22 protein-coding genes are annotated in these 17,274 nt (G+C 68.7%); 7 read left to right on the top strand and 15 right to left on the bottom strand.

Annotated elements, in window-relative coordinates:
- Positions 1 to 6: 6 nt before the first annotated feature.
- The 11 genes from VFG40_RS00590 to VFG40_RS00540 form a co-directional block, all read right to left on the bottom strand.
- Complete coding sequence (locus tag VFG40_RS00590; protein ID WP_324893796.1) at positions 7 to 276, bottom strand: HPr family phosphocarrier protein; 270 nt, start codon at positions 274 to 276, stop codon at positions 7 to 9.
- Positions 269 to 661 (bottom strand): PTS sugar transporter subunit IIA, encoded by a 393-nt coding sequence (locus tag VFG40_RS00585; protein WP_324893794.1) that lies wholly within the window; start codon positions 659 to 661, stop codon positions 269 to 271. The genes VFG40_RS00590 and VFG40_RS00585 overlap by 8 nt, the downstream gene beginning before the upstream one ends.
- 43 nt (positions 662 to 704) lie before the next feature.
- On the bottom strand, positions 705 to 1,607 hold the full coding sequence (rapZ, locus tag VFG40_RS00580) for an RNase adapter RapZ (RefSeq protein ID WP_324893792.1): 903 nt from the start codon (positions 1,605 to 1,607) through the stop codon (positions 705 to 707).
- 3 nt (positions 1,608 to 1,610) lie between these two features.
- Positions 1,611 to 2,513, bottom strand: a complete 903-nt coding sequence (hprK, locus tag VFG40_RS00575; protein ID WP_414649223.1) for an HPr(Ser) kinase/phosphatase — start codon at positions 2,511 to 2,513, stop codon at positions 1,611 to 1,613.
- Between the two features lie 203 nt (positions 2,514 to 2,716).
- Positions 2,717 to 3,046, bottom strand: a complete 330-nt coding sequence (gene hpf / locus VFG40_RS00570; protein WP_324893788.1) for a ribosome hibernation-promoting factor, HPF/YfiA family — start codon at positions 3,044 to 3,046, stop codon at positions 2,717 to 2,719.
- A 146-nt stretch (positions 3,047 to 3,192) separates the two neighbouring features.
- Positions 3,193 to 4,659 (bottom strand): RNA polymerase factor sigma-54, encoded by a 1,467-nt coding sequence (locus VFG40_RS00565; protein WP_324893786.1) that lies wholly within the window; start codon positions 4,657 to 4,659, stop codon positions 3,193 to 3,195.
- 105 nt (positions 4,660 to 4,764) lie between these two features.
- Positions 4,765 to 5,484 carry an LPS export ABC transporter ATP-binding protein gene (gene lptB, locus VFG40_RS00560; protein WP_324893784.1) on the bottom strand — a complete coding sequence of 240 codons (720 nt, stop codon included), beginning with the start codon at positions 5,482 to 5,484 and terminating at the stop codon, positions 4,765 to 4,767.
- A 3-nt stretch (positions 5,485 to 5,487) separates the two neighbouring features.
- Positions 5,488 to 6,081: a lipopolysaccharide transport periplasmic protein LptA gene (lptA, locus tag VFG40_RS00555; protein ID WP_324893781.1), complete on the bottom strand. Its 594-nt coding sequence runs from the start codon at positions 6,079 to 6,081 to the stop codon at positions 5,488 to 5,490.
- Positions 6,044 to 6,640 (bottom strand): LPS export ABC transporter periplasmic protein LptC, encoded by a 597-nt coding sequence (lptC, locus tag VFG40_RS00550; RefSeq protein WP_324893779.1) that lies wholly within the window; start codon positions 6,638 to 6,640, stop codon positions 6,044 to 6,046. Before lptC ends, lptA begins: the two co-directional genes overlap by 38 nt.
- Positions 6,637 to 7,215: a KdsC family phosphatase gene (locus VFG40_RS00545; RefSeq protein ID WP_414649222.1), complete on the bottom strand. Its 579-nt coding sequence runs from the start codon at positions 7,213 to 7,215 to the stop codon at positions 6,637 to 6,639. The genes lptC and VFG40_RS00545 overlap by 4 nt, the downstream gene beginning before the upstream one ends.
- Positions 7,216 to 7,261: 46 nt before the next feature.
- Positions 7,262 to 8,272, bottom strand: coding sequence for a KpsF/GutQ family sugar-phosphate isomerase (locus VFG40_RS00540; RefSeq protein ID WP_324893775.1), 1,011 nt, complete (start codon positions 8,270 to 8,272; stop codon positions 7,262 to 7,264).
- Between the two features lie 213 nt (positions 8,273 to 8,485).
- On the opposite strand from VFG40_RS00540, the gene VFG40_RS00535 reads away from it, so the two are divergent.
- Both VFG40_RS00535 and murA read left to right on the top strand, forming a co-directional pair.
- A complete protein-coding gene (locus VFG40_RS00535) occupies positions 8,486 to 8,725 on the top strand; it encodes a BolA family protein (RefSeq protein ID WP_324893773.1) in 240 nt (79 codons plus the stop codon).
- 47 nt (positions 8,726 to 8,772) lie between these two features.
- Positions 8,773 to 10,032: a UDP-N-acetylglucosamine 1-carboxyvinyltransferase gene (gene murA, locus VFG40_RS00530; protein WP_324893771.1), complete on the top strand. Its 1,260-nt coding sequence runs from the start codon at positions 8,773 to 8,775 to the stop codon at positions 10,030 to 10,032.
- A 72-nt stretch (positions 10,033 to 10,104) separates the two neighbouring features.
- Here the strand turns inward: murA and VFG40_RS00525 are convergent, their stop codons facing one another.
- The 3 genes from VFG40_RS00525 to purM all read right to left on the bottom strand — a co-directional run bounded on the left by VFG40_RS00525 (position 10,105) and on the right by purM (position 12,689).
- The gene (locus VFG40_RS00525; RefSeq protein ID WP_324893769.1) at positions 10,105 to 10,836 is read right to left on the bottom strand and encodes a DUF3108 domain-containing protein; all 732 of its coding nucleotides are present in this window, start codon (positions 10,834 to 10,836) and stop codon (positions 10,105 to 10,107) included.
- Between the two features lie 64 nt (positions 10,837 to 10,900).
- Positions 10,901 to 11,563 (bottom strand): phosphoribosylglycinamide formyltransferase, encoded by a 663-nt coding sequence (gene purN, locus VFG40_RS00520; RefSeq protein ID WP_324893768.1) that lies wholly within the window; start codon positions 11,561 to 11,563, stop codon positions 10,901 to 10,903.
- Between the two features lie 76 nt (positions 11,564 to 11,639).
- On the bottom strand, positions 11,640 to 12,689 hold the full coding sequence (gene purM / locus VFG40_RS00515; RefSeq protein WP_324893766.1) for a phosphoribosylformylglycinamidine cyclo-ligase: 1,050 nt from the start codon (positions 12,687 to 12,689) through the stop codon (positions 11,640 to 11,642).
- Positions 12,690 to 12,784: 95 nt separating this feature from the next.
- On the opposite strand from purM, the gene VFG40_RS00510 reads away from it, so the two are divergent.
- The 5 genes from VFG40_RS00510 to VFG40_RS00490 all read left to right on the top strand — a co-directional run bounded on the left by VFG40_RS00510 (position 12,785) and on the right by VFG40_RS00490 (position 17,056).
- Complete coding sequence (locus VFG40_RS00510; protein WP_324893764.1) at positions 12,785 to 13,768, top strand: DUF8605 domain-containing protein; 984 nt, start codon at positions 12,785 to 12,787, stop codon at positions 13,766 to 13,768.
- A 61-nt stretch (positions 13,769 to 13,829) separates the two neighbouring features.
- Positions 13,830 to 15,026 (top strand): AI-2E family transporter, encoded by a 1,197-nt coding sequence (locus VFG40_RS00505; RefSeq protein ID WP_324893762.1) that lies wholly within the window; start codon positions 13,830 to 13,832, stop codon positions 15,024 to 15,026.
- Positions 15,027 to 15,036: 10 nt separating this feature from the next.
- Positions 15,037 to 15,744, top strand: coding sequence for a DnaA regulatory inactivator Hda (hda, locus tag VFG40_RS00500; protein WP_324893760.1), 708 nt, complete (start codon positions 15,037 to 15,039; stop codon positions 15,742 to 15,744).
- A gap of 123 nt (positions 15,745 to 15,867) precedes the next feature.
- Positions 15,868 to 16,251, top strand: coding sequence for a YbjQ family protein (locus tag VFG40_RS00495; RefSeq protein ID WP_324893758.1), 384 nt, complete (start codon positions 15,868 to 15,870; stop codon positions 16,249 to 16,251).
- A gap of 112 nt (positions 16,252 to 16,363) precedes the next feature.
- On the top strand, positions 16,364 to 17,056 hold the full coding sequence (locus VFG40_RS00490; RefSeq protein ID WP_324893756.1) for a DUF4328 domain-containing protein: 693 nt from the start codon (positions 16,364 to 16,366) through the stop codon (positions 17,054 to 17,056).
- A 25-nt stretch (positions 17,057 to 17,081) separates the two neighbouring features.
- Here VFG40_RS00490 and VFG40_RS00485 read toward each other — a convergent pair.
- Positions 17,082 to 17,274: inositol monophosphatase family protein (locus VFG40_RS00485; protein WP_324893754.1), on the bottom strand; the 193-nt coding region annotated here is incomplete at its 5' end.

Here is a 17,274-nt window from a genome sequence, read left to right as displayed (position 1 = left end):
TGCATCTCAGCCGCCCTCGTCGAATTTGCGCTCGAACAGGTCCACCACGGCGTCCAGCGCCTCGCGCTCGTCCGGCCCGTCCGTGCGCACGGTCAACTCGGTGCCGATGCCGGCGGCGAGCATCATCACGCCCATGATGCTCTGGGCGTTGACCTCGCGCCCCTTGCTGACCAGCCACACGGTCGACTTGAAGCCCTGCACCAGCTGCACCAGCTTGGCTGAAGCCCGTGCGTGCAGGCCGAGCCGGTTGGATACCACGATCGCTTGTTCAAGCATGGTCAATGAAGATTCCCCCGCGGCCACCGCTGGCGGCGATTTCCACCAGTTGGTCCAGCGGCTTGTCCGCGTAGTTGAGTACACGCAGCAGCATCGGCAGGTTCAGGCCCGACACGCAGCGAAGATGAATGCCGAGCTCGCTCAGCGAAAGGCCGATGTTGCAGGGCGTCGCGCCGTAGAGGTCGGCCAGCACCAGCACGCCGTCGCCCTGTTCCAGCTCCCGCGCATGGCGGGCGGTGAGCGAGCGCATCACTTCCGGATCGGCGTGTGGTGGCACCTCCACCGCGTCCACCGCCAGCGGCAGCCGCGGCATCACGTGCAGTGCGGCGGAGATCAGCGCCTTGCCGACCGCCTCGTGCGTCATCAGCAGCACGCCGACGCTCATGGCCGGGTACCGCGAAGGCAGGTCAGCGCGTGCGTCATGGTCGTCAATCCAGCTCGCGATGGAACGTGAGCACGCTGTCGCGACGCTGGCGGAAGTGTGCGGCGAGCTGTTCCACCAGGTAGACCGAGCGGTGACGGCCGCCGGTGCAGCCGACCGAAATGGTGATGTAGCTGCGATCGTCCGCCTCGAAACGCGGCAGCCACGCCTCGAGCCAGGTGCGGGTGTCGGCCAGGTATTCGCCTACCAGCGGCTCGGCCTGCAGGTAGTCGCGCACCGGTGCATCCTTGCCCGACAGCGGCCGCAGCTGCGGCTGCCAATGCGGGTTGGGCAGGCAGCGCGCGTCGAACACGAAGTCGGCGTCCAGCGGCAGGCCGCGCTTGAACGCGAACGACTCGAACATGATGGTCAGGCCTTCGGTGGCCCGCGCGTAGTCGGTGGCGACGATCCGGCGCAGCTGGTGCACGTTGAGCTGGCTGGAGTCGACCACTTTCTCGGCGATCCGCATCAGCGGGCGCAGCAGGCGCCGCTCGGCGGCGATGGCATCGGCCAGCGAGACGTTGCGCATGGCCAGCGGGTGCCGGCGGCGGGTTTCCGAGTAGCGCTTGATCAGCACCTCGTCGCTGCAATCGAGGAACATCAGGTGCACTTGCACGCCGGCGCCGGCGAGCTCGGACAACACCTGCGGCATCATCTCGATGTCGTGCTCGCGGTTGCGCGCATCCATGCCCACGGCAATGCGCATGCGCCGGCCGCCGCGGTCCTGCAGCACCGCGCCCACCAGCTGCGGCAGCAGGCTCGCGGGCAGGTTGTCCACGCAGTAGAAATCCAGGTCCTCCAGCGCGCGCAGGGCGACCGTCTTGCCGCCGCCGGACATGCCGGTGAGCACCACCAGGTGCACGGCGTTGAGCCCGGCCTGGGCGATCTTGCGGCGGTCTTTAGGGTCCACGGGTCACCACGGGGGAAGGCGGCGCATCTGGTGCGCCTGTCGATCGATGAAAGTCTGCGCCGGGTCGAAGCCCTTGCTCTTGAGCGCGTGATTGCGCACCGCCGCCTCGACCAGCACGCCGAGGTTGCGGCCCGGTGCCACGGGAATGGTGATCATCGGGATCGGCACCTCGAACACATCGCGGTGGCCGATGTCGCCGGTCAGCCGCGTCAGCGCGTCGGTGTCTTCGCCGTCGCGCAGCGGCTTGAGATGGATCACCAGGCGCAGGTATTTGGAGGGCTTGACCGCTGTCTGGCCAAACATCTCGCGCACGTTGAGTACGCCCAGGCCGCGCACTTCGAGCAGGTCCTGCAGCAGCTCCGGGCAAGTGCCGTCGATCACGTCCGGCGCGATCAGGGTGAATTCGGTGGCGTCGTCGGCGACCAGGCGATGCCCGCGGCTGATCAGCTCCAGCGCCAGCTCGCTCTTGCCCGAGCCGGACTCGCCGGTGATCAGCACGCCGATCGAGAACACCTCGAGGAACACGCCGTGCAGGGTGATCCGGGGCGCCAGCATGCGCGCCAGGTGGTACTGCATCCAGGTCAGCAGCTCGTGGCCGCGCTTGGCGCTGATCCACAGCGGGGTGTTGGTTTCCTCGGCCACTTCGCGCAGGTCCGAGGGCACCGCCTGATCCTTGGTGACAATCAGCGCGACCGGCTGGTAGGCAGCGATCTTGTTGATCGCTTCCCAGCGCTGGCGCGAATCGAGCTCGTCGAGGTACTTGAGCTCTTCGGTCCCGATGATCTGGATCTTGTTCGGATAGATGACGTTGAGGTAGCCGATCAGCGACGGTCGGCGCGTCTGCGTGATGCCTCGCTCCAGCACCCGCGCCTCACCACGCATGCCCGAGATCCAGCGCAGCGCCATGCGCTCGTGGACGCCATCGTAGAGTTGTCGGGCGGTGAGCCGGTCCACGTCGTCTGATCCTTGGGGCCTGGCGGGCAGGGCGCTGCCGTTGGCGGCTATTGTGCCAGCTTGGCTGATGCCGGCGCAGCGATCGACCGCAGTCGATCGCCTCAAAACAAAACGGCCCGCCGTCGGGCGGGCCGTCCACAGCATCGGGGTGGGGGTCAGCCGGCGAGGCGCTCGTCGCGGCGCACTTCGGCCTTGTGCTTGTCGCACACCTTCTCGCGGTGCTTGCGCAGCTGGGTCACCAGCTTGTCGAACATCATGTCGATGGAGACGTACATGTCCGGCTCGAAGGCCTCGGCGTGGAGCAGGGCGCCGGTGGAGGTATGCAGCGTGCCTTCGGCCTTCTGCTGGAGCTTGTCCAGCGTGAGCACGACGGCGAGGCTGGTCAATCGGTCATCGAGGCGGGTGAGGCGGTCAACCTGGCCGGTGACATGCTCGCGCATGGCTTCGGTGATCTCGACGTGCTGACCGCTGAGTTGGAATTGCATGTTGCGCCTCCTCTGGTGCTGCCGCGTTCGCGGCGTGATTCGATGCGCGGTGCGGAGATCCGCGCGCGCATCCACATTCATCGGGTCGCGTGTTCCGGCGCACGTGCGGCGAGTGATCGGGCAGCCGCGCAAGGGCGGCCGGCAGGTCAACTGGCGCGTTGGCGTTCGCTGGAGCTGGGAATTCGCATGGCCTCCCGGTATTTGGCGACGGTGCGGCGCGCAACCTGGATGCCCTTGCGGTGCAGTTCCTCGGCGAGCGCCTGGTCGGATAGGGGTTTGCGCGGGTCTTCCGCGTCCACGAGTTTGCGCAACATGGCCTGGATCGCGGTGGACGAGGCGCTGCCGCCGTCCTCGGTAGACACCCCGCTGGAGAAAAAGTGCTTCAGCTCGAACGTGCCGCGCGGCGTGTGGATGTACTTGCGCGTGGTTACCCGCGAAATGGTGGACTCGTGCATGCCCACTTCCTCCGCCACTTCGCGCAGCACCAGCGGGTGCATCGCCTCCGGGCCGTAGTCCAGGAACGCGCTCTGCCGGCGCACGATCGCTTCGGAGACCTTCATCAGCGTCTCCGCCCGCGACTCCAGGCTCTTGATCAACCACCGCGCCTCCTGCAGCTGTCCGCGCATCCAGCTCGCGTCATCGCCGCGGGCCTTGGCAATCAGGTTGCAGTAGTGCTGGTTAAGTCCCAGTCGTGGCTGGCAGTCGGCGTTCAGGCTCACCCGCCAGCGGCTGCCGTCCTTGTAGGCATAGACATCCGGCGCGACATATTCGACCGGGGTGGCGTCCAGCCCCGCACCGGGGCGGGGGTCGAGGCCGCGGATCAGCAGGGCGGCCGCGATCACATCGTTTTCGTCCGCGCGCAGCTTGCGCGCCAGCTTGCTCACGTCGTTGCGGGCCAGCAGTTCCAGCTCGCCCTCGACGATGCGCAGCGCCAGCTCGCGCTGCGGCGTGGCCGCATCGAACTGCTCCAGCTGCACGCGCAGGCAATCGCGCAGGTCCAGGCTGCCCACGCCGACCGGATCGAACGCCTGCAGCTGACGACGCACCGCGTCGATCTCCGCCACGCTCGCCTGCATGCCTGCCGGCAGCGCTGCCAGGATCGCCTCGACACCCTCGGTGAGGTAGCCGTCGGGGTTCAGCGCGTCGATCAGCACGGTGGCGATCGCGCGACTGCGTGGATCGAACCCCGACAGGTTCAGCTGCCACAGCAGGTGTTCCTGCAGGGTTTCAGTCTGCGCACTCTGCGGCTCGAAGTCGTCGTCCGGGCGGGAGCCGCTGCTGGCGCTACCCGAGGTGCTGCCGAGGGAGAAATCCATCGGTTGCTCGCCGGCGTCGTTGCCATCGGCCCATTCCGGCGCCTCGCCGCTGTCGTGCTCTTCGCTGGCGCTGGTGCTGCTGGTGGACGTGGCGGTCTCGCCGCGAAAGCCTTCGTCGGCTTCTTCCGCCTCGTCGGTTGACTCCTCGGCGAACTCCAGCAGCGGGTTGCCCTCGGCGATCTGGCGCAACTCCGCTTCGAGCTCCAGCTGGGAGAGCTGCAGCAACCGGATCGCCTGCTGCAACTGCGGCGTCAGGGTCAGCTGCTGGTGGAGGCGAAACTGTAGTCCGGGTTTCATGCCAGCCGGGTCGGGTGGAACTCCCGGTCATCCTAACCCCACCCGCGCATCGCGGAACAGCCTTGTGAAACGCCACGACCGCCCCGAAAGGTCGCAGCAGCGGGATCAGAGGCGGAACTCGCGACCCAGGTAGACGTCGCGTACTTTTTCATCGGCCAGGATGTGCGCCGGCGTGCCGCGGGACATCACTTCCCCGTCGTTGAGGATGTAGGCGCGGTCGCAGATGCCGAGCGTCTCGCGCACGTTGTGGTCGGTGATCAGCACGCCGATGCCGCGCTCCTTCAGGTGCCGCACGATGCGCTGGATCTCGCCGACCGAGATCGGGTCGACGCCGGCGAACGGTTCATCGAGCAGCATGTAGCGCGGCTGCGCCGCCAGCGCACGGGCGATCTCCACCCGACGCCGTTCGCCGCCGGAGAGGCTGATGCCCTTCTGGCCGGCGATATGGCCGATCTTCAGCTCGTCGAGCAGGTTCTCCTGTTCGGCCGCACGCTCGCGGGCGCTCAGCCCTTCACGCAGCTCGAGCACCGCCATGATGTTGTCGGCGACGCTGAGGCGCCGGAACACGGATGGCTCCTGTGGCAGGTAGCCGATGCCGAGCTTGGCGCGGGCGTGCATCGGCAGGCCGGTGATGTCCTGCCGGTCGAGCCGGATCGACCCGGCATCCGCCTCGATCAGCCCCACCACCATGTAGAAACAGGTGGTCTTGCCGGCGCCGTTGGGGCCCAGCAGGCCGACCACCTCGCCCTGGCGGATCGAAAACCCGAAATCCCGCACCACCTGGCGCGCGCGGAAACGCTTCTGCAGACCTTCGGCGGAGAGCATCGATCAGGGCTGCTGCGTGGTCGTGGCCGGGGCGGGCGTGGCGGGAGCGGCCGGCGACGGTGGTGCGGCAGGCGGCTTCTTCTTGGGCTGGAACACCATGTGCACGGTGCCGCTGCCGCCACTCTCGCCGGTCATCTGGCTGCTGGCGGTGTCGTAGGTGAGCTTGTCGCCACGCGCTTCGCCGCGGCCCTGCTGCTTCACCGAAGCGTTCCCGGTGAGCACGGCAATGCCCTTGATGTTGTCGTAGTCGATGGTGGCCGCGTCGCCCAGCACCCGGTTGCCGCTGTCGTCCAGCTGCTCGATGTGCGCCGGGCTGCCAGTCAGCACGATCCGGCTGATCTGGCTTTCGGCGTCGAAATACACCTTGGCCAGCGCGCCGGTTGCCTTCAGCGAACCCTGCTGGATCACCACGGCTCCCTTGAGCGTGCTTACCGTATTCGGGCTTCGGAAGCCGTCGAAGTACTTCGCATCGACCTGCATGGGCTGGTCGCGATCGCCCTGCTTGGCGATCGCAGGCGAAAGGGCGAGCAGGCCGCAAGCGGCCAGCAGCCACCGGGCGCTAATGCTTGCGCGGCGGGAACGTGGCGTGGACGTCATCGAGCAGCTCCAGGTGTTTGTCGGCGAGGTTGGCGCGCATGCCAACGCCGCTCATTGTAAAGGCGCCCTGCACCATGCGGGCCGCGGCGGCGGTTTCCATGCGATTTTCGCGCGGCCATATGCTCGCGTCGGCGGTGGTGAGGCGGGCCGCGGCGGAGTCGGCGAAGGCGGCGCGATGCATCGACACCGGCCCCAGCAGCTTGAGCAGCGCGCCATCCTTGCTGACCCAGCCGTACAGCGACTCGCCGCGCCAGTCGGGCACGCCCGGCTGGTTCGACGGAAGGTCGAACACGGGCGAGTTGATGTACAGCGACTCGTCGCCATCGCGTCGCTCCAGGTGCGGTGCCTTCACATTGAAGGCCGGCAGCCCGTTCTGGTCGTAGCTGGACAGCGCAAACTCGGTCAGCGTGTAGCCCGAGCGCGGTGGCCCGACGAAGTCGTTCCCCCCCGGCTCCGGCGCAGTCCACCAACGCACCAGCTGGGTCACCCCGGCCAGCAGGCCGATCACCACGATCGCGGCGGGCAGCCGCCGTTCGCGCAGCCAGGCGAGCACGTTCATCGCCAACGCGCTCGCTCGGCGTCCGCCTTGCCCTGCGCCAGCAGCAGCAGATCGCTGACCTCGCGCGCCGCCCCTTCGCCGCCGGCACGGGAGGTCTGCCAGTGCGCCCGCTCGACCACCCACGGGTGGGCATTGGCCGTGGCGATCGCCAGCCCTGCCAGCCCCATCGGAGGCAGGTCGGGCAGGTCGTCGCCGACGAATGCCGCCTGCTCCGGGGTCAGGTGCAGCGCATCGAGCAGCTCGCGCAGGCACGCGCGCTTGTCTGACTGGCCCTGGTAGACGTGGGTGATGTCCAGTTCTTCGGCGCGCAGCGCCACCGTGTGGCTGATCCGCGCCGTGATGAGGGCGACCTGGATGCCGTTGGCCTGCAGCCGTTTCAGGCCCAGCCCGTCGTGGACGTGGAAAACCTTGGTTTCGCGGCCGTCCTCGCCGTAGTGCAGGCGGCCATCGGTAAGGGTGCCGTCCACGTCGAACGCGGCCAGCCGGATGCGCGCTGCGCGAGCGAGCAGGTCGTCGGAAAGGTGGGCGAGGTAAGCGGAGGTCACGGCAGGGCGGCTCGGGTGCGGGCAGGGCATGTCGATGGCAGCGCGACGCGTCGATGCGCGTGGTGCCGGGCCACGATCACACCACGCGGGCGCGCAGCAGATCGTGGATGTTCAGCGCGCCGACCACGCGGTGGCGATCGTCGACCACCAGCAACGCGTGGATCTGATGTTTTTCCATCAGCTGCGCCGCTTCCACGGCAAGCTTGTCGGCGCCGATGGTCTTGGGGCCGCGGCTCATGAGGCTCGCGACGGTCGCGCCGCGGAGATCCACGCCGTCGTCGTCGAGCGCGCGACGCAGGTCGCCGTCGGTGAACACGCCCAGCAGGCGATCGTCGGCATCGACCACTGCGGTCATGCCCAGATGCTTGCGGGTCATTTCCACCAGCGCGTGGGTCAGGCTGGCATCCGGCCCTACGCGGGGAATTTCCTGGCCGGTGTGCATCACGTCGCTGATGTGCAGCAGCAGGCGCCGGCCCAGGCTGCCGGCCGGGTGCGAGCGGGCGAAATCGTCGGCGGTGAAGCCGCGTGCCTCCAGCAGTGCAATCGCCAGTGCGTCGCCGATCACCAGCGCCGCGGTAGTGCTGGCAGTCGGTGCCAGGCCCAGCGGGCAGGCCTCGCTGGACACGCTGGCGTCCAGGTGCACGTCGGCCTGACCGGCCAGCGAGGAGCGCGGGTTGCCGGTGATCGCGATCAGCGGAATGCCCTGGCGCTTGATCACCGGCAGGATGAACAGCAACTCGTCGGTCTCGCCGGAGTTGGACAGCGCCAGCACCACGTCCTGCGGCAGGATCATGCCGAGATCGCCGTGACTGGCCTCGCCCGGGTGCACGAAGAATGCCGGCGTGCCGGTGGAAGCGAGCGTGGCGGCGATCTTGCGCCCGATATGGCCGGACTTGCCCATGCCGCTGACCACCAGCCGTCCCTTGCAGCCCAGGATCAGTCGGCAGGCCTCGACGAAATCGGCGTTGACGCGGGGCTCCAGCGCCCGGATCGCAGCGGCCTCGGTGGCTATGACCGTGCGAGCGCTGCGGGCGATCGCGTCCGGATCGACGGAAATATCGGCGGCGGGGGCAATGCGTGCGTTCATGGGTCCTTCGGCGGCGGCGCCAGCGATGCAGGGTCGGGCAAAGTCCACGGCGTAGCTTCGCAGGTGCCGGCTGAATGACGTGCCGTCATTTCTGCGCCGCGAACTTTCCATTACCATGGCCGACTTGCAGTTTACCTTCATATGACAGCGCGTTGGACGCCGCCGACCCGGCGTGCCCGTAGACAACGCCACCTTTTCAGACGTGGATTCCCGATGGACGCAGAGCGCATCCAGGCTTTGATCGAGACCGGCTTGCCCGGCGCCCAGGCCGACGTGAGCGGCGCGGACGGCGTACATTTCGAGGCCACCGTGGTGGCTGCGCAGTTTGCCGGCAAGCTGCCGCTGGCGCGGCACCGACTGGTCTACGCCACCCTCGGCGACCTGATGGGCGGCGCGATCCACGCCCTGGCCCTGAAGACCCTGACCCCCGAGGAAGCCGCGGCGCGCCGTTGACGGCCGACGCCCGGTTTCCCCTCCGCACCTACCTTCCAAGGACCCTCATGGCCAAGATCCTCATCAGTGGCGGGCAGCCGCTCAATGGCGAGGTCGGCATCTCCGGCGCCAAGAACGCCGTGCTGCCGATCCTCGCCTCCTGCCTGCTGGCGGACGAGCCGGTGACCATTTCCAACGTGCCGCATCTGCATGACGTGACCACCACCATGGAGCTGCTCGGCCAGATGGGCGTGCAGCTGGTGCTGGACGACCGCATGAAGATCCACGTCGACCCGCGTCCGGCCGACCGCTATTTCGCGCCGTACGAGCTGGTCAAGACCATGCGCGCGTCGATCCTGGTGCTCGGTCCGCTGGTGGCGCGCTTCGGCCAGGCCGAGGTCTCGCTGCCGGGTGGCTGCCAGATCGGGTCGCGACCGGTCGACCAGCACATCCGTGGCCTGCAGGCGCTGGGCGCGGAAATCGTGGTGGAGAACGGCTACATCAAGGCGCGCGCCAAGCGGCTGAAGGGCGCGCGGATCTCGATGGACATGGTCACCGTCACCGGCACCGAGAACATCATGATGGCCGCGGCGCTGGCCCACGGCACCACCATCATCGAGAACGCGGCGCAGGAGCCGGAAGTGGTCGACCTGGCCATGTGCCTGAACGCCATGGGCGCGCAGATCGAGGGGGCCGGCACCGCCACCATGGTGATCCATGGCGTGGAACGACTGCACGGCGCGGAGTACGAGGTGCTGCCGGACCGCATCGAGACGGGCACCTTCCTGGTCGGCGCGGCGATGACCGGCGGCAAGGTGCGCGCCCGCGGCGCGCGTGCGCAGACGATGGAGGCGGTGCTGTCCAAGCTCGAGGAATGCGGCGCCCACATCTCCACCGGTAAGGACTGGATCGAACTGGACATGCGCGGGCGTCGGCCCAAGGCCGTCAACATCGTCACTGCGCCGTACCCCGCATTTCCCACCGACATGCAGGCGCAGTTCACGGCGCTCAACTGCGTGGCCGAGGGCGTGGGCGTGATCACCGAGACGGTGTTCGAGAATCGATTCATGCATGCACAGGAGCTGCAGCGGCTGGGCGCCGACATCCGGCTGGAAGGCAACGCCGCCATCATCCAGGGCGTGCCGAAGATGAGCGGCGCGCCGATCATGGCCACCGACCTGCGCGCCTCGGCCTGTCTGGTGCTCGCGGGCCTGGTCGCCGAAGGCGACACGACAGTGGACCGCGTGTATCACATCGATCGCGGCTACGAGAACATCGAGGAGAAGCTCGGCGTGCTTGGGGCGAAGATCCGCCGCCTGCCCAACTGATCGGGGTCGGGGACACAAAATCAAAAAGGCCCCCGCGGGGGCCTTTTTTCGTGTCGTCGGTGCGTGGCTGGGTCAGGGCGACTCGAAGCTGACCAGCAGCAACGTCAGATGGCCACCCTCGGCCTGGGCGAGCTTGACCGGCAGCGGGAACTTCGACGGCGCGTACCAGGCGTCGGAGGGTTTGTCGGCATCGGTGCGGGTCACGCGCTCGGCAGTGAAGGTGCCGGCAGGCACGGTCACCGATTCGGTGCCTTTCACCGCGTACTGCTGCTGTTCGACGCGCTGCTTCACGCCCACCGGAACCACCACCTGCTTCGCTCCGCCGCGCAGAGCCAGGCCCAGTGCCAAGGCGAGCGTGTTGCGGTCCACCATGCCGGGCACGCTGTCGTAGCGAATCGGCCCCTTGCCCTCATCCACCGTCACCTGCTGGTGGGCCCAGTCCACCGCCAGGTGACGATGCTTCTGCTTGATCGCCGCATCCATGGCGTAGTCGTAGGTGAGGGTTTCCGGCACACCGTCGCGCCAGCGCAGTCGCGTGGTTTCCTCGGAGCTGGCGCCGAGCAGCGCCGCCAGCCCGGAGGTACCGCGGGTCTGGTTGCTGTATTCGTACTCGCCGTTGCCAGACGCCTGGAACCGGATGGTGGCTTCGCCGAGGCTCTCGCCATTGCGCAGCACCTGGTATCTGGCGGTGAACGGCGCCGGCGCGGTGGCGCTCCAGGCCGCACTGGCCGCACCGGCGAGCAGCAGCGCAGCAAACGCGCGCAGCAGCGTGCGCGGAGAGAGGTGCAGAGTGATGGTTTTCATGCCGGCTGAGTCTACCGACCGCGGCTGAACCTGCCGTTGCGCGGCAGCGCCATGCGGCGCTGCTTCAGGGGTGCAGCGCGCCGTCGCGCCACTGCATCGGCGCGTCCAGCGGCACGTCGTCCCGGCGCATCTGGTGATCGACCAGCGCGATGCGCCCTTCGGCAATCTCGCGCACCACGGCGGGCAGCAACTGGTGTTCCAGCGCCAGCAGGCGCGTGGCCAGGCTTTCTTCGTCGTCCTGCGGGTGGATCGGCAGCCGCGCCTGGGCGATGACCGGACCGCCATCGAGTTCCGCAGTGACGAAATGCACGCTGGCACCGTGCTCGGCATCACCGGCAGCCAGTGCGCGGCGATGCGTGTGCAGCCCGCGGTACTTGGGCAGCAGCGACGGATGGATGTTGATCATCCGGCCCACCCACGGCGCCAGCGCGCCACCGTCGATGATGCGCATGAAGCCGGCCAGCACCAGCAGATCGGGCGTTGCCGTCGCCAGCTGCGCGAACAGGTCATGGTCGAACGCCGCCCGGTCGGGATAGTCGCGTGGATCCAGCACCAGTGTCGGGATGGCGGTCGCCTCGGCCAGCCGCAGCGCGCCGGCACCGGCCTTGTCGCTGGCCACCAGCACGCACTGCGCGGGCAGTGCGTCGCGCTCGCAGGCGTCCAGCAGGGCAGCCAGGTTGCTGCCCCGACCGGAAGCTAGAACGGCAATGCGCAGGGGTGCGGGCATGGGGGTCAACAGGCGGTGGGATGACGGACGCCGGCGCCGTGCCGACGGTACGTGTCGGAAAGCGTGTGCCGCGGGCTCAGGCGATGTGCACGCGGTCCTGGGCGCCAAGCGGTACCACTTCGCCGATCACCGAGCTGTCCAGCCCGTGGCGCTGCAGCAGGGCAGCGGCGGCGGCCACCGCGTGTCGCGGCAGGATCACCGTGAAGCCCACGCCACAGTTGAACGTGCGCCACATCTCCTCGCGCGCCACGTTGCCCTCGCGCATCAGCCACTCGAACACCGGCGGCAGCACGATCGCCTCGGCGTCCAGCTTCAGCCCCAGCTCGTCCGGCACCACGCGAATGATGTTTTCCTTCAGCCCGCCGCCGGTGATGTGCGCCATGCCGTGGATCTGCCCGGCCTGCTCGCGCAGCAGCTCCAGCATCGGCTTGACGTAGATCGTGGTGGGCGCCATCAGCGCATCGCCCAGCGACACGCCGCCGATGTCCTCCGCCAGGCCGCCGTTGTCCGCCGTGACGCCGGCCCGTTCCAGGATGCGGCGGATCAGCGAGTAGCCGTTCGAATGCGGGCCCGAGGAGGCCACGCCCAGCACCACGTCGCCGGCCACGATCGGCTGGCCGTCCATCAGGTCGGCTTTTTCGACCACGCCGACAGTGAAGCCGGCCAGGTCGTACTCGCCGGCCGGGTACATGTCCGGCATCTCCGCCGTTTCGCCACCGATCAGGGCGCAACCGGCCAGCTCGCAGCCGCGCGCGATCCCGCCGACCACCGCCGCGGCGGTATCCACGTCCAGCTTGCCGGTGGCGAAATAATCGAGGAAGAACAACGGCTCGGCACCCTGTACCAGCACGTCGTTGACGCACATGCCGACGAGGTCGATGCCGATCGTGTCGTGCCGGCCGAGCATCTGCGCGAGCTTGAGCTTGGTGCCCACGCCGTCCGTGCCGGAGACCAGCACCGGCTCCCGGTAGCGGGTGCCGAGGTTGAACAGGCCGCCGAAGCCGCCCAGCCCGCCCATCACCTCCGGGCGGAAGGTGCGCTTGACCAGTGGCTTGATCCGCTCCACCAGCGCATTGCCGGCGTCGATGTCCACGCCGGCGGCGCGGTAGGTAAGGGCGTCGGACATGGCTGCAACCCGCGTCGGTAAACGCCTAATGATAGACGCTGGTGGCCGGATTGGGCAGACTTCCCGGACGCTTTCACGGATGTCGACCCAAGCCCATGCGCCTGTCCCGCCTGCTGTTCGCCCTTGTTTTCTTCGGCCTGGCCGGGCTGGCGCCCGTCCGTGCACAGGACAGCGCCGGCTCGCCCTACACGGTGACCCTGCCGGTGAGTGACACCGGCGACGTGCAGCGCGACCAGACCTTCACCAATGCGCTCGGCCAGGTGCTGGCCCGCGTGGCCGGTGGGCAGGATCTGCGCAGCAAGCCCGGTTATGACGATGCGCTCAAGGGCGCGAGCGGCCTGGTCAAGCAGTATCAGTACCAGCGCGGCGCCAGCGGCATCGAGCTGCAGGTGACCTTCGACCGCGGCGCGGTCAACCACCTGATCGGCCAGCTGGGCGTGGCCGCGGCCGGCGTCAAGCCGCCGGTGCTGCTGCTGGTACAGGGCACGGACGGCCAGTTGCTGGGCGGCGACTCGCTCGATGCGCTGGCCAGGTCGGCGGCGGCCCAGGGCTACGGCGTGGTCTACCCCGACCCCACTGCGCCGCCGTCGCTCGACCGCGTGGCTGCGGTGGACCCCGCGGCCATGGCCGAGCTCACCGCCCGCTACCGCACGGGGCAGGTACTGGTCGGTCGGCTGCATCCGGGCGGTGCCGACTGGACGCTGGTCTCCTCCGGCGTGGCCCAGCGCTGGAGCGACAACGCAGCCACCGAGGACGCCTTGTTTGCGGCGGGCGGTGGCGTGATGGCCGCGCGCATCGCCCAGCAGCTCAACGTCATCGGCTCGGGCACCCGCGAGGGAACGCTGTGGGTCGAGGGCGTCGGCTCGGCGATGGACTACGCGCAGCTGCTCAGCGCCCTGCGTGCGGACCCGTCCGTGCGCAACGTGGGCACGCTCGGCGCCAAGGACGACGGCGTGCTGTTGCGGATCACCTCGGCGCTGCCGCTGGCGGCGCTGGCTTCCAACCTCGCCGCCGGCGGCCGCCTGCTGCAGGCGGCGGCGCACCCCGGTGCGGATGCGAGCCTGCGTTGGCTGCACTGAACCCGCGCGGCGCAGGACGGCGTTCCCGCCCGATTGAACCGCGCACCACCGGATCGCGCCCATGAGCACACCTGAGTCCCGCCGCTGGCAGCTGCTGGCGATCGCCGCGGTGATCGGCTACCTGTTCTACCTGCTGGCGCCGGTGCTGATGCCGTTCGCGGTCGCGGCGATGCTCGCCTACATGGGCGATCCGCTCGCCGACCGGCTGGAGCAGCTCGGGCTGGGCCGTACGCTCGCGGTGACTATCGTGTTCGTGGTGCTGCTGCTGGTCACTGTCGGCGCGCTGCTGCTGCTGATTCCGCTGATCTCGGCGCAGGTGGACGACCTGATCAGGAACCTCCCGCGCTACGTCGAGTGGGTGACCGGGACGGCGCTGCCGTGGGTACAGGCGAAGCTTTACCTGGATCCGAACGTGTTCGACACGGGGCGCATCATCCAGGTCGTGAAGGACCACATCGGCTCGATCGGCAGCGTGCTGGGCAGGCTGTCGCGCTCCGGCGTCGGCGTGATCATGTGGCTGACCAACCTGGTGCTGATTCCGGTGGTGGCGTTCTATCTGCTGCGCGACTGGGATCGCCTGGTGGCGTGGATCGACTCCATGCTGCCGCGTTCGATCGAGCCGACCGTGGCCCACCTCGCGCGCCAGGCCGACAGCGTGCTCGGGGCCTTCGTGCGCGGCCAGCTGCTGGTGATGCTCGGACTGGGCGTGTTCTACGGTAGCGGCCTGGCCCTGGTCGGACTCTCGGTGGGGCCGCTGATCGGCATGATCGCCGGGCTGCTCAGCTTCGTGCCGTACCTGGGTTTCATCATCGGCTTCGGCGCGGCGGTGATCGCGGTGCTGGTGCAGTACGGCGAGTGGACCCACCTGCTGCTGGTCTGCGGCGTGTTCGTGGTTGGCCAGTTGCTGGAAGGCTACGTGCTGGTGCCCAAGCTGGTCGGCGACAAGATCGGTTTGCACCCGGTAGCGGTCATCTTCGCGGTGCTGGCCGGTGGTTACCTGTTCGGTTTCCTCGGCGTGCTGCTGGCGTTGCCGGCGGCCTCGGTGATGGTGGTGGTGCTGCGCTACCTCAGCGAGCGCTATCGCCTGAGCGAGTTGTACACGCAGACCGGTGTCGACGACCCCGCGCTCGGGGCTACCGTCGTGGTGGTCGAGCCGGCGCCGGCACCCGTGTCATCGGTGCCTGTCGCGGCGGCACCCCCGGCGCCGCCCGTCCAGGGCGGTGACGGCGGGGCCGGGGGCACCACGCCGCCGGCATGATGGCCTCGTCATGACCGCCCAACTGCCGCTTGCCCTGCGCTGGCCGCGTCGCCAGCGGTTCGAGCATTTCCATGCCGGTGCCTACAACGCCGCCGCCCTCGCTGCCGTGCAGGCGCTGGTTCAGCCCGGCGCACCATGGGTGTATCTGCACGGCCCGGCGGGCAGCGGGCGTAGCCATTTGCTGCTGGCCGCTGCACAGGCCGCCAGCGCGGCCGGGCGCCGGGTGCAGTACCTGCCGCTGGCCACGCTGGCCGACCGCGCGGCGGCGTTGCGCGGCGTGGCCGGCAGCGAATGGCTGGCGCTGGACGACCTGGGTGCGCTGGCGGGGCAGCGCGAGGCGGAGCACGCGCTTTTCGACCTTTACAACCGGACGCGCGCCGAAGGCGGCACCGTGCTCTTTGCCGCTGCGACGATTCCAGCCGAGCTGGGCATCGCACTGCCGGATCTGCGTTCGCGACTGGGTGCCTGCGCGCAGTTCGCGCTGCGTCCGCTGGACGACGGCGAGCGACGTCAGGTGCTCAAGGCACAGGCCGCCGCCCGCGGCATCGAACTGGACGAGGCGGTGCTCGACTGGCTGTTCGCCCGCTATGCCCGCGATCTCGGCGCGCTGCTCGACCTGCTCGACCGACTCGACCAGGCCTCGCTTGCCGCGCAGCGGCGCATCACCGTGCCGTTCCTGCGCGGTTTCCTGCGCAACAGCGCGCAGCCCCCGGACTGACGTCAGCGACGGGCCGGCGCGCCCGGCCAGCCTCTATGCACGCGGCCGCGGATCACGGATGCTGCCTCGGCCGCCGCCGGCGTCCGCCGTGCGGCGCGCATCCCATCCCGCCATGGAAGCACCATGACCGACCCCTACAACAGCGCCCCCGCAGGCACTGCCGTTACCCTGACCGACGAGATGGTCACCACCGCCATGGAGCTGCCCGGCTATCGCATTACCCGCAGCCTGGGCCTGGTGCGCGGCATCACCGTGCGCTCGCGCTCCATCGTCGGCAGCTTCTTCGGCGGGCTGCAGACGATCTTCGGCGGCAACATCACCATCTACACCTCGCTGTGCGAGCAGGCGCGGCTGGAGACCTACCGCGACATGGTGATGCACGCACGGCAGAAGCGCGCCAACGCCATCATCGGCGCCCGCTACGACGCCACCGAGGTGATGCCGGGGCTGACCGAAGTGCTCTGCTACGGCACCGCGGTGGTGGTGGAGCCCGATCAGTCGCATTGATGCCATCCGACCGGACCGGCCGGTTTGCCTTGCAAGGCGCCTGTACGATGATGCTCGGGCAGGGACCCGGGGGTAGGAAATGATCGAGTCGTTCAGGGGCGCGCAGCCGCGAATGCTTTGGCTGCGCCGCATGCTTTATGTGTCGGCAGCGAGCGATTTGATTGCCCTGGCGTCGGACGCCTACGAACGCCTCGTGCTGCGGCGGATCATTGAGCACAGTTTCGACAGCGCAGAGGCGATCCAGGCTGCGGCCGAGCTGAGCGACTATCTGCAACGGGTGATTGCCTTGGCGCGATTGCCGCTGTTGCTGATCACGTTTGTGCTCGGTGGTCGCTGGATCCTGCGCGTGGCGCGGAACGCGCGTGCACTGGGCGCAAAGGGCATGGAAGTGTCTGCCGGCTGGGCCGTCGGCTGGTATTTCATCCCCTTCGCCAACCTCGTCAAGCCGTTCCGGGCGATGGATGAGATCTGGCGCGCCAGCGCATCGGCAGCGCAGTGGCAGCAGCTCACCACGCCAGCGCTGCTGCGGTTCTGGTGGGGGTGCTGGCTGGCCGTCGCATTCGTCGGCAACGCCTCGATGCGGCTTTCGCTGCGCGCGAAAGAACTCGACGAATTGCTGCTGGCCAACACCGTGGGCATCGTCTTCGAACTGTCCGATTTCGCCTTGTGTGTTGCTTTCGCCGCGGTCGTCACCCGCATCACCATGCTGCAGGACCGGCAGTGGCTGGCCGGCGGCATTCCCCCACCATTGGCCGGCATGGCCCGGGTGGAAAGCGCGCTGGCGGAGCCGCCGCTGGCGTCGTGAACGCCGCGCCAGCGGATGTCGATCGTCAGGCCTTGAGCAACGCAGGCGTGGCCTGCTGGCCGATCGCGTCGGTGAGAGCCTTGGCCACGTTGAGGTTGCCGGCGATCAGGTTGCCGCTCTCGGGGATGCCGTCGCGGCCGGCGAAATCGCAGCAGCGACCGCCCGCCTCGCGCACCAGCAGCACGCCGGCGGCCATGTCCCACGGCTTCAGGCCGATC

This window comes from Dyella sp. (assembly GCF_035685805.1).
Taxonomy (GTDB): domain Bacteria; phylum Pseudomonadota; class Gammaproteobacteria; order Xanthomonadales; family Rhodanobacteraceae; genus Dyella_A.
The sequence above is the reverse complement of the archived record's forward strand: the minus strand, read 5'-3'. Positions and strand labels throughout refer to the sequence as shown.

Excerpts from the sequence above, each read along its gene's own strand:
- VFG40_RS00505 (WP_324893762.1), top strand. The coding sequence starts at position 13,830 with ATGAGCACACCTGAGTCCCGCCGCTGGCAGCTGCTGGCGATCGCCGCG.
- VFG40_RS00495 (WP_324893758.1), top strand. The coding sequence starts at position 15,868 with ATGACCGACCCCTACAACAGCGCCCCCGCAGGCACTGCCGTTACCCTG.
- hpf (WP_324893788.1), bottom strand. The coding sequence starts at position 3,046 with ATGCAATTCCAACTCAGCGGTCAGCACGTCGAGATCACCGAAGCCATG.
- VFG40_RS00525 (WP_324893769.1), bottom strand. The coding sequence starts at position 10,836 with ATGAAAACCATCACTCTGCACCTCTCTCCGCGCACGCTGCTGCGCGCG.
- hprK (WP_414649223.1), bottom strand. The coding sequence starts at position 2,513 with ATGGCGCTGCGCTGGATCTCGGGCATGCGTGGTGAGGCGCGGGTGCTG.
- hda (WP_324893760.1), top strand. The coding sequence starts at position 15,037 with ATGACCGCCCAACTGCCGCTTGCCCTGCGCTGGCCGCGTCGCCAGCGG.
- VFG40_RS00565 (WP_324893786.1), bottom strand. The coding sequence starts at position 4,659 with ATGAAACCCGGACTACAGTTTCGCCTCCACCAGCAGCTGACCCTGACG.
- VFG40_RS00540 (WP_324893775.1), bottom strand. The coding sequence starts at position 8,272 with ATGAACGCACGCATTGCCCCCGCCGCCGATATTTCCGTCGATCCGGAC.
- lptC (WP_324893779.1), bottom strand. The coding sequence starts at position 6,640 with ATGAACGTGCTCGCCTGGCTGCGCGAACGGCGGCTGCCCGCCGCGATC.
- VFG40_RS00585 (WP_324893794.1), bottom strand. The coding sequence starts at position 661 with ATGAGCGTCGGCGTGCTGCTGATGACGCACGAGGCGGTCGGCAAGGCG.
- VFG40_RS00510 (WP_324893764.1), top strand. The coding sequence starts at position 12,785 with ATGCGCCTGTCCCGCCTGCTGTTCGCCCTTGTTTTCTTCGGCCTGGCC.
- lptB (WP_324893784.1), bottom strand. The coding sequence starts at position 5,484 with ATGCTCTCCGCCGAAGGTCTGCAGAAGCGTTTCCGCGCGCGCCAGGTG.
- purM (WP_324893766.1), bottom strand. The coding sequence starts at position 12,689 with ATGTCCGACGCCCTTACCTACCGCGCCGCCGGCGTGGACATCGACGCC.
- VFG40_RS00590 (WP_324893796.1), bottom strand. The coding sequence starts at position 276 with ATGCTTGAACAAGCGATCGTGGTATCCAACCGGCTCGGCCTGCACGCA.
- lptA (WP_324893781.1), bottom strand. The coding sequence starts at position 6,081 with ATGACGTCCACGCCACGTTCCCGCCGCGCAAGCATTAGCGCCCGGTGG.
- murA (WP_324893771.1), top strand. The coding sequence starts at position 8,773 with ATGGCCAAGATCCTCATCAGTGGCGGGCAGCCGCTCAATGGCGAGGTC.
- purN (WP_324893768.1), bottom strand. The coding sequence starts at position 11,563 with ATGCCCGCACCCCTGCGCATTGCCGTTCTAGCTTCCGGTCGGGGCAGC.
- VFG40_RS00545 (WP_414649222.1), bottom strand. The coding sequence starts at position 7,215 with ATGCCCTGCCCGCACCCGAGCCGCCCTGCCGTGACCTCCGCTTACCTC.
- VFG40_RS00490 (WP_324893756.1), top strand. The coding sequence starts at position 16,364 with ATGCTTTGGCTGCGCCGCATGCTTTATGTGTCGGCAGCGAGCGATTTG.
- VFG40_RS00535 (WP_324893773.1), top strand. The coding sequence starts at position 8,486 with ATGGACGCAGAGCGCATCCAGGCTTTGATCGAGACCGGCTTGCCCGGC.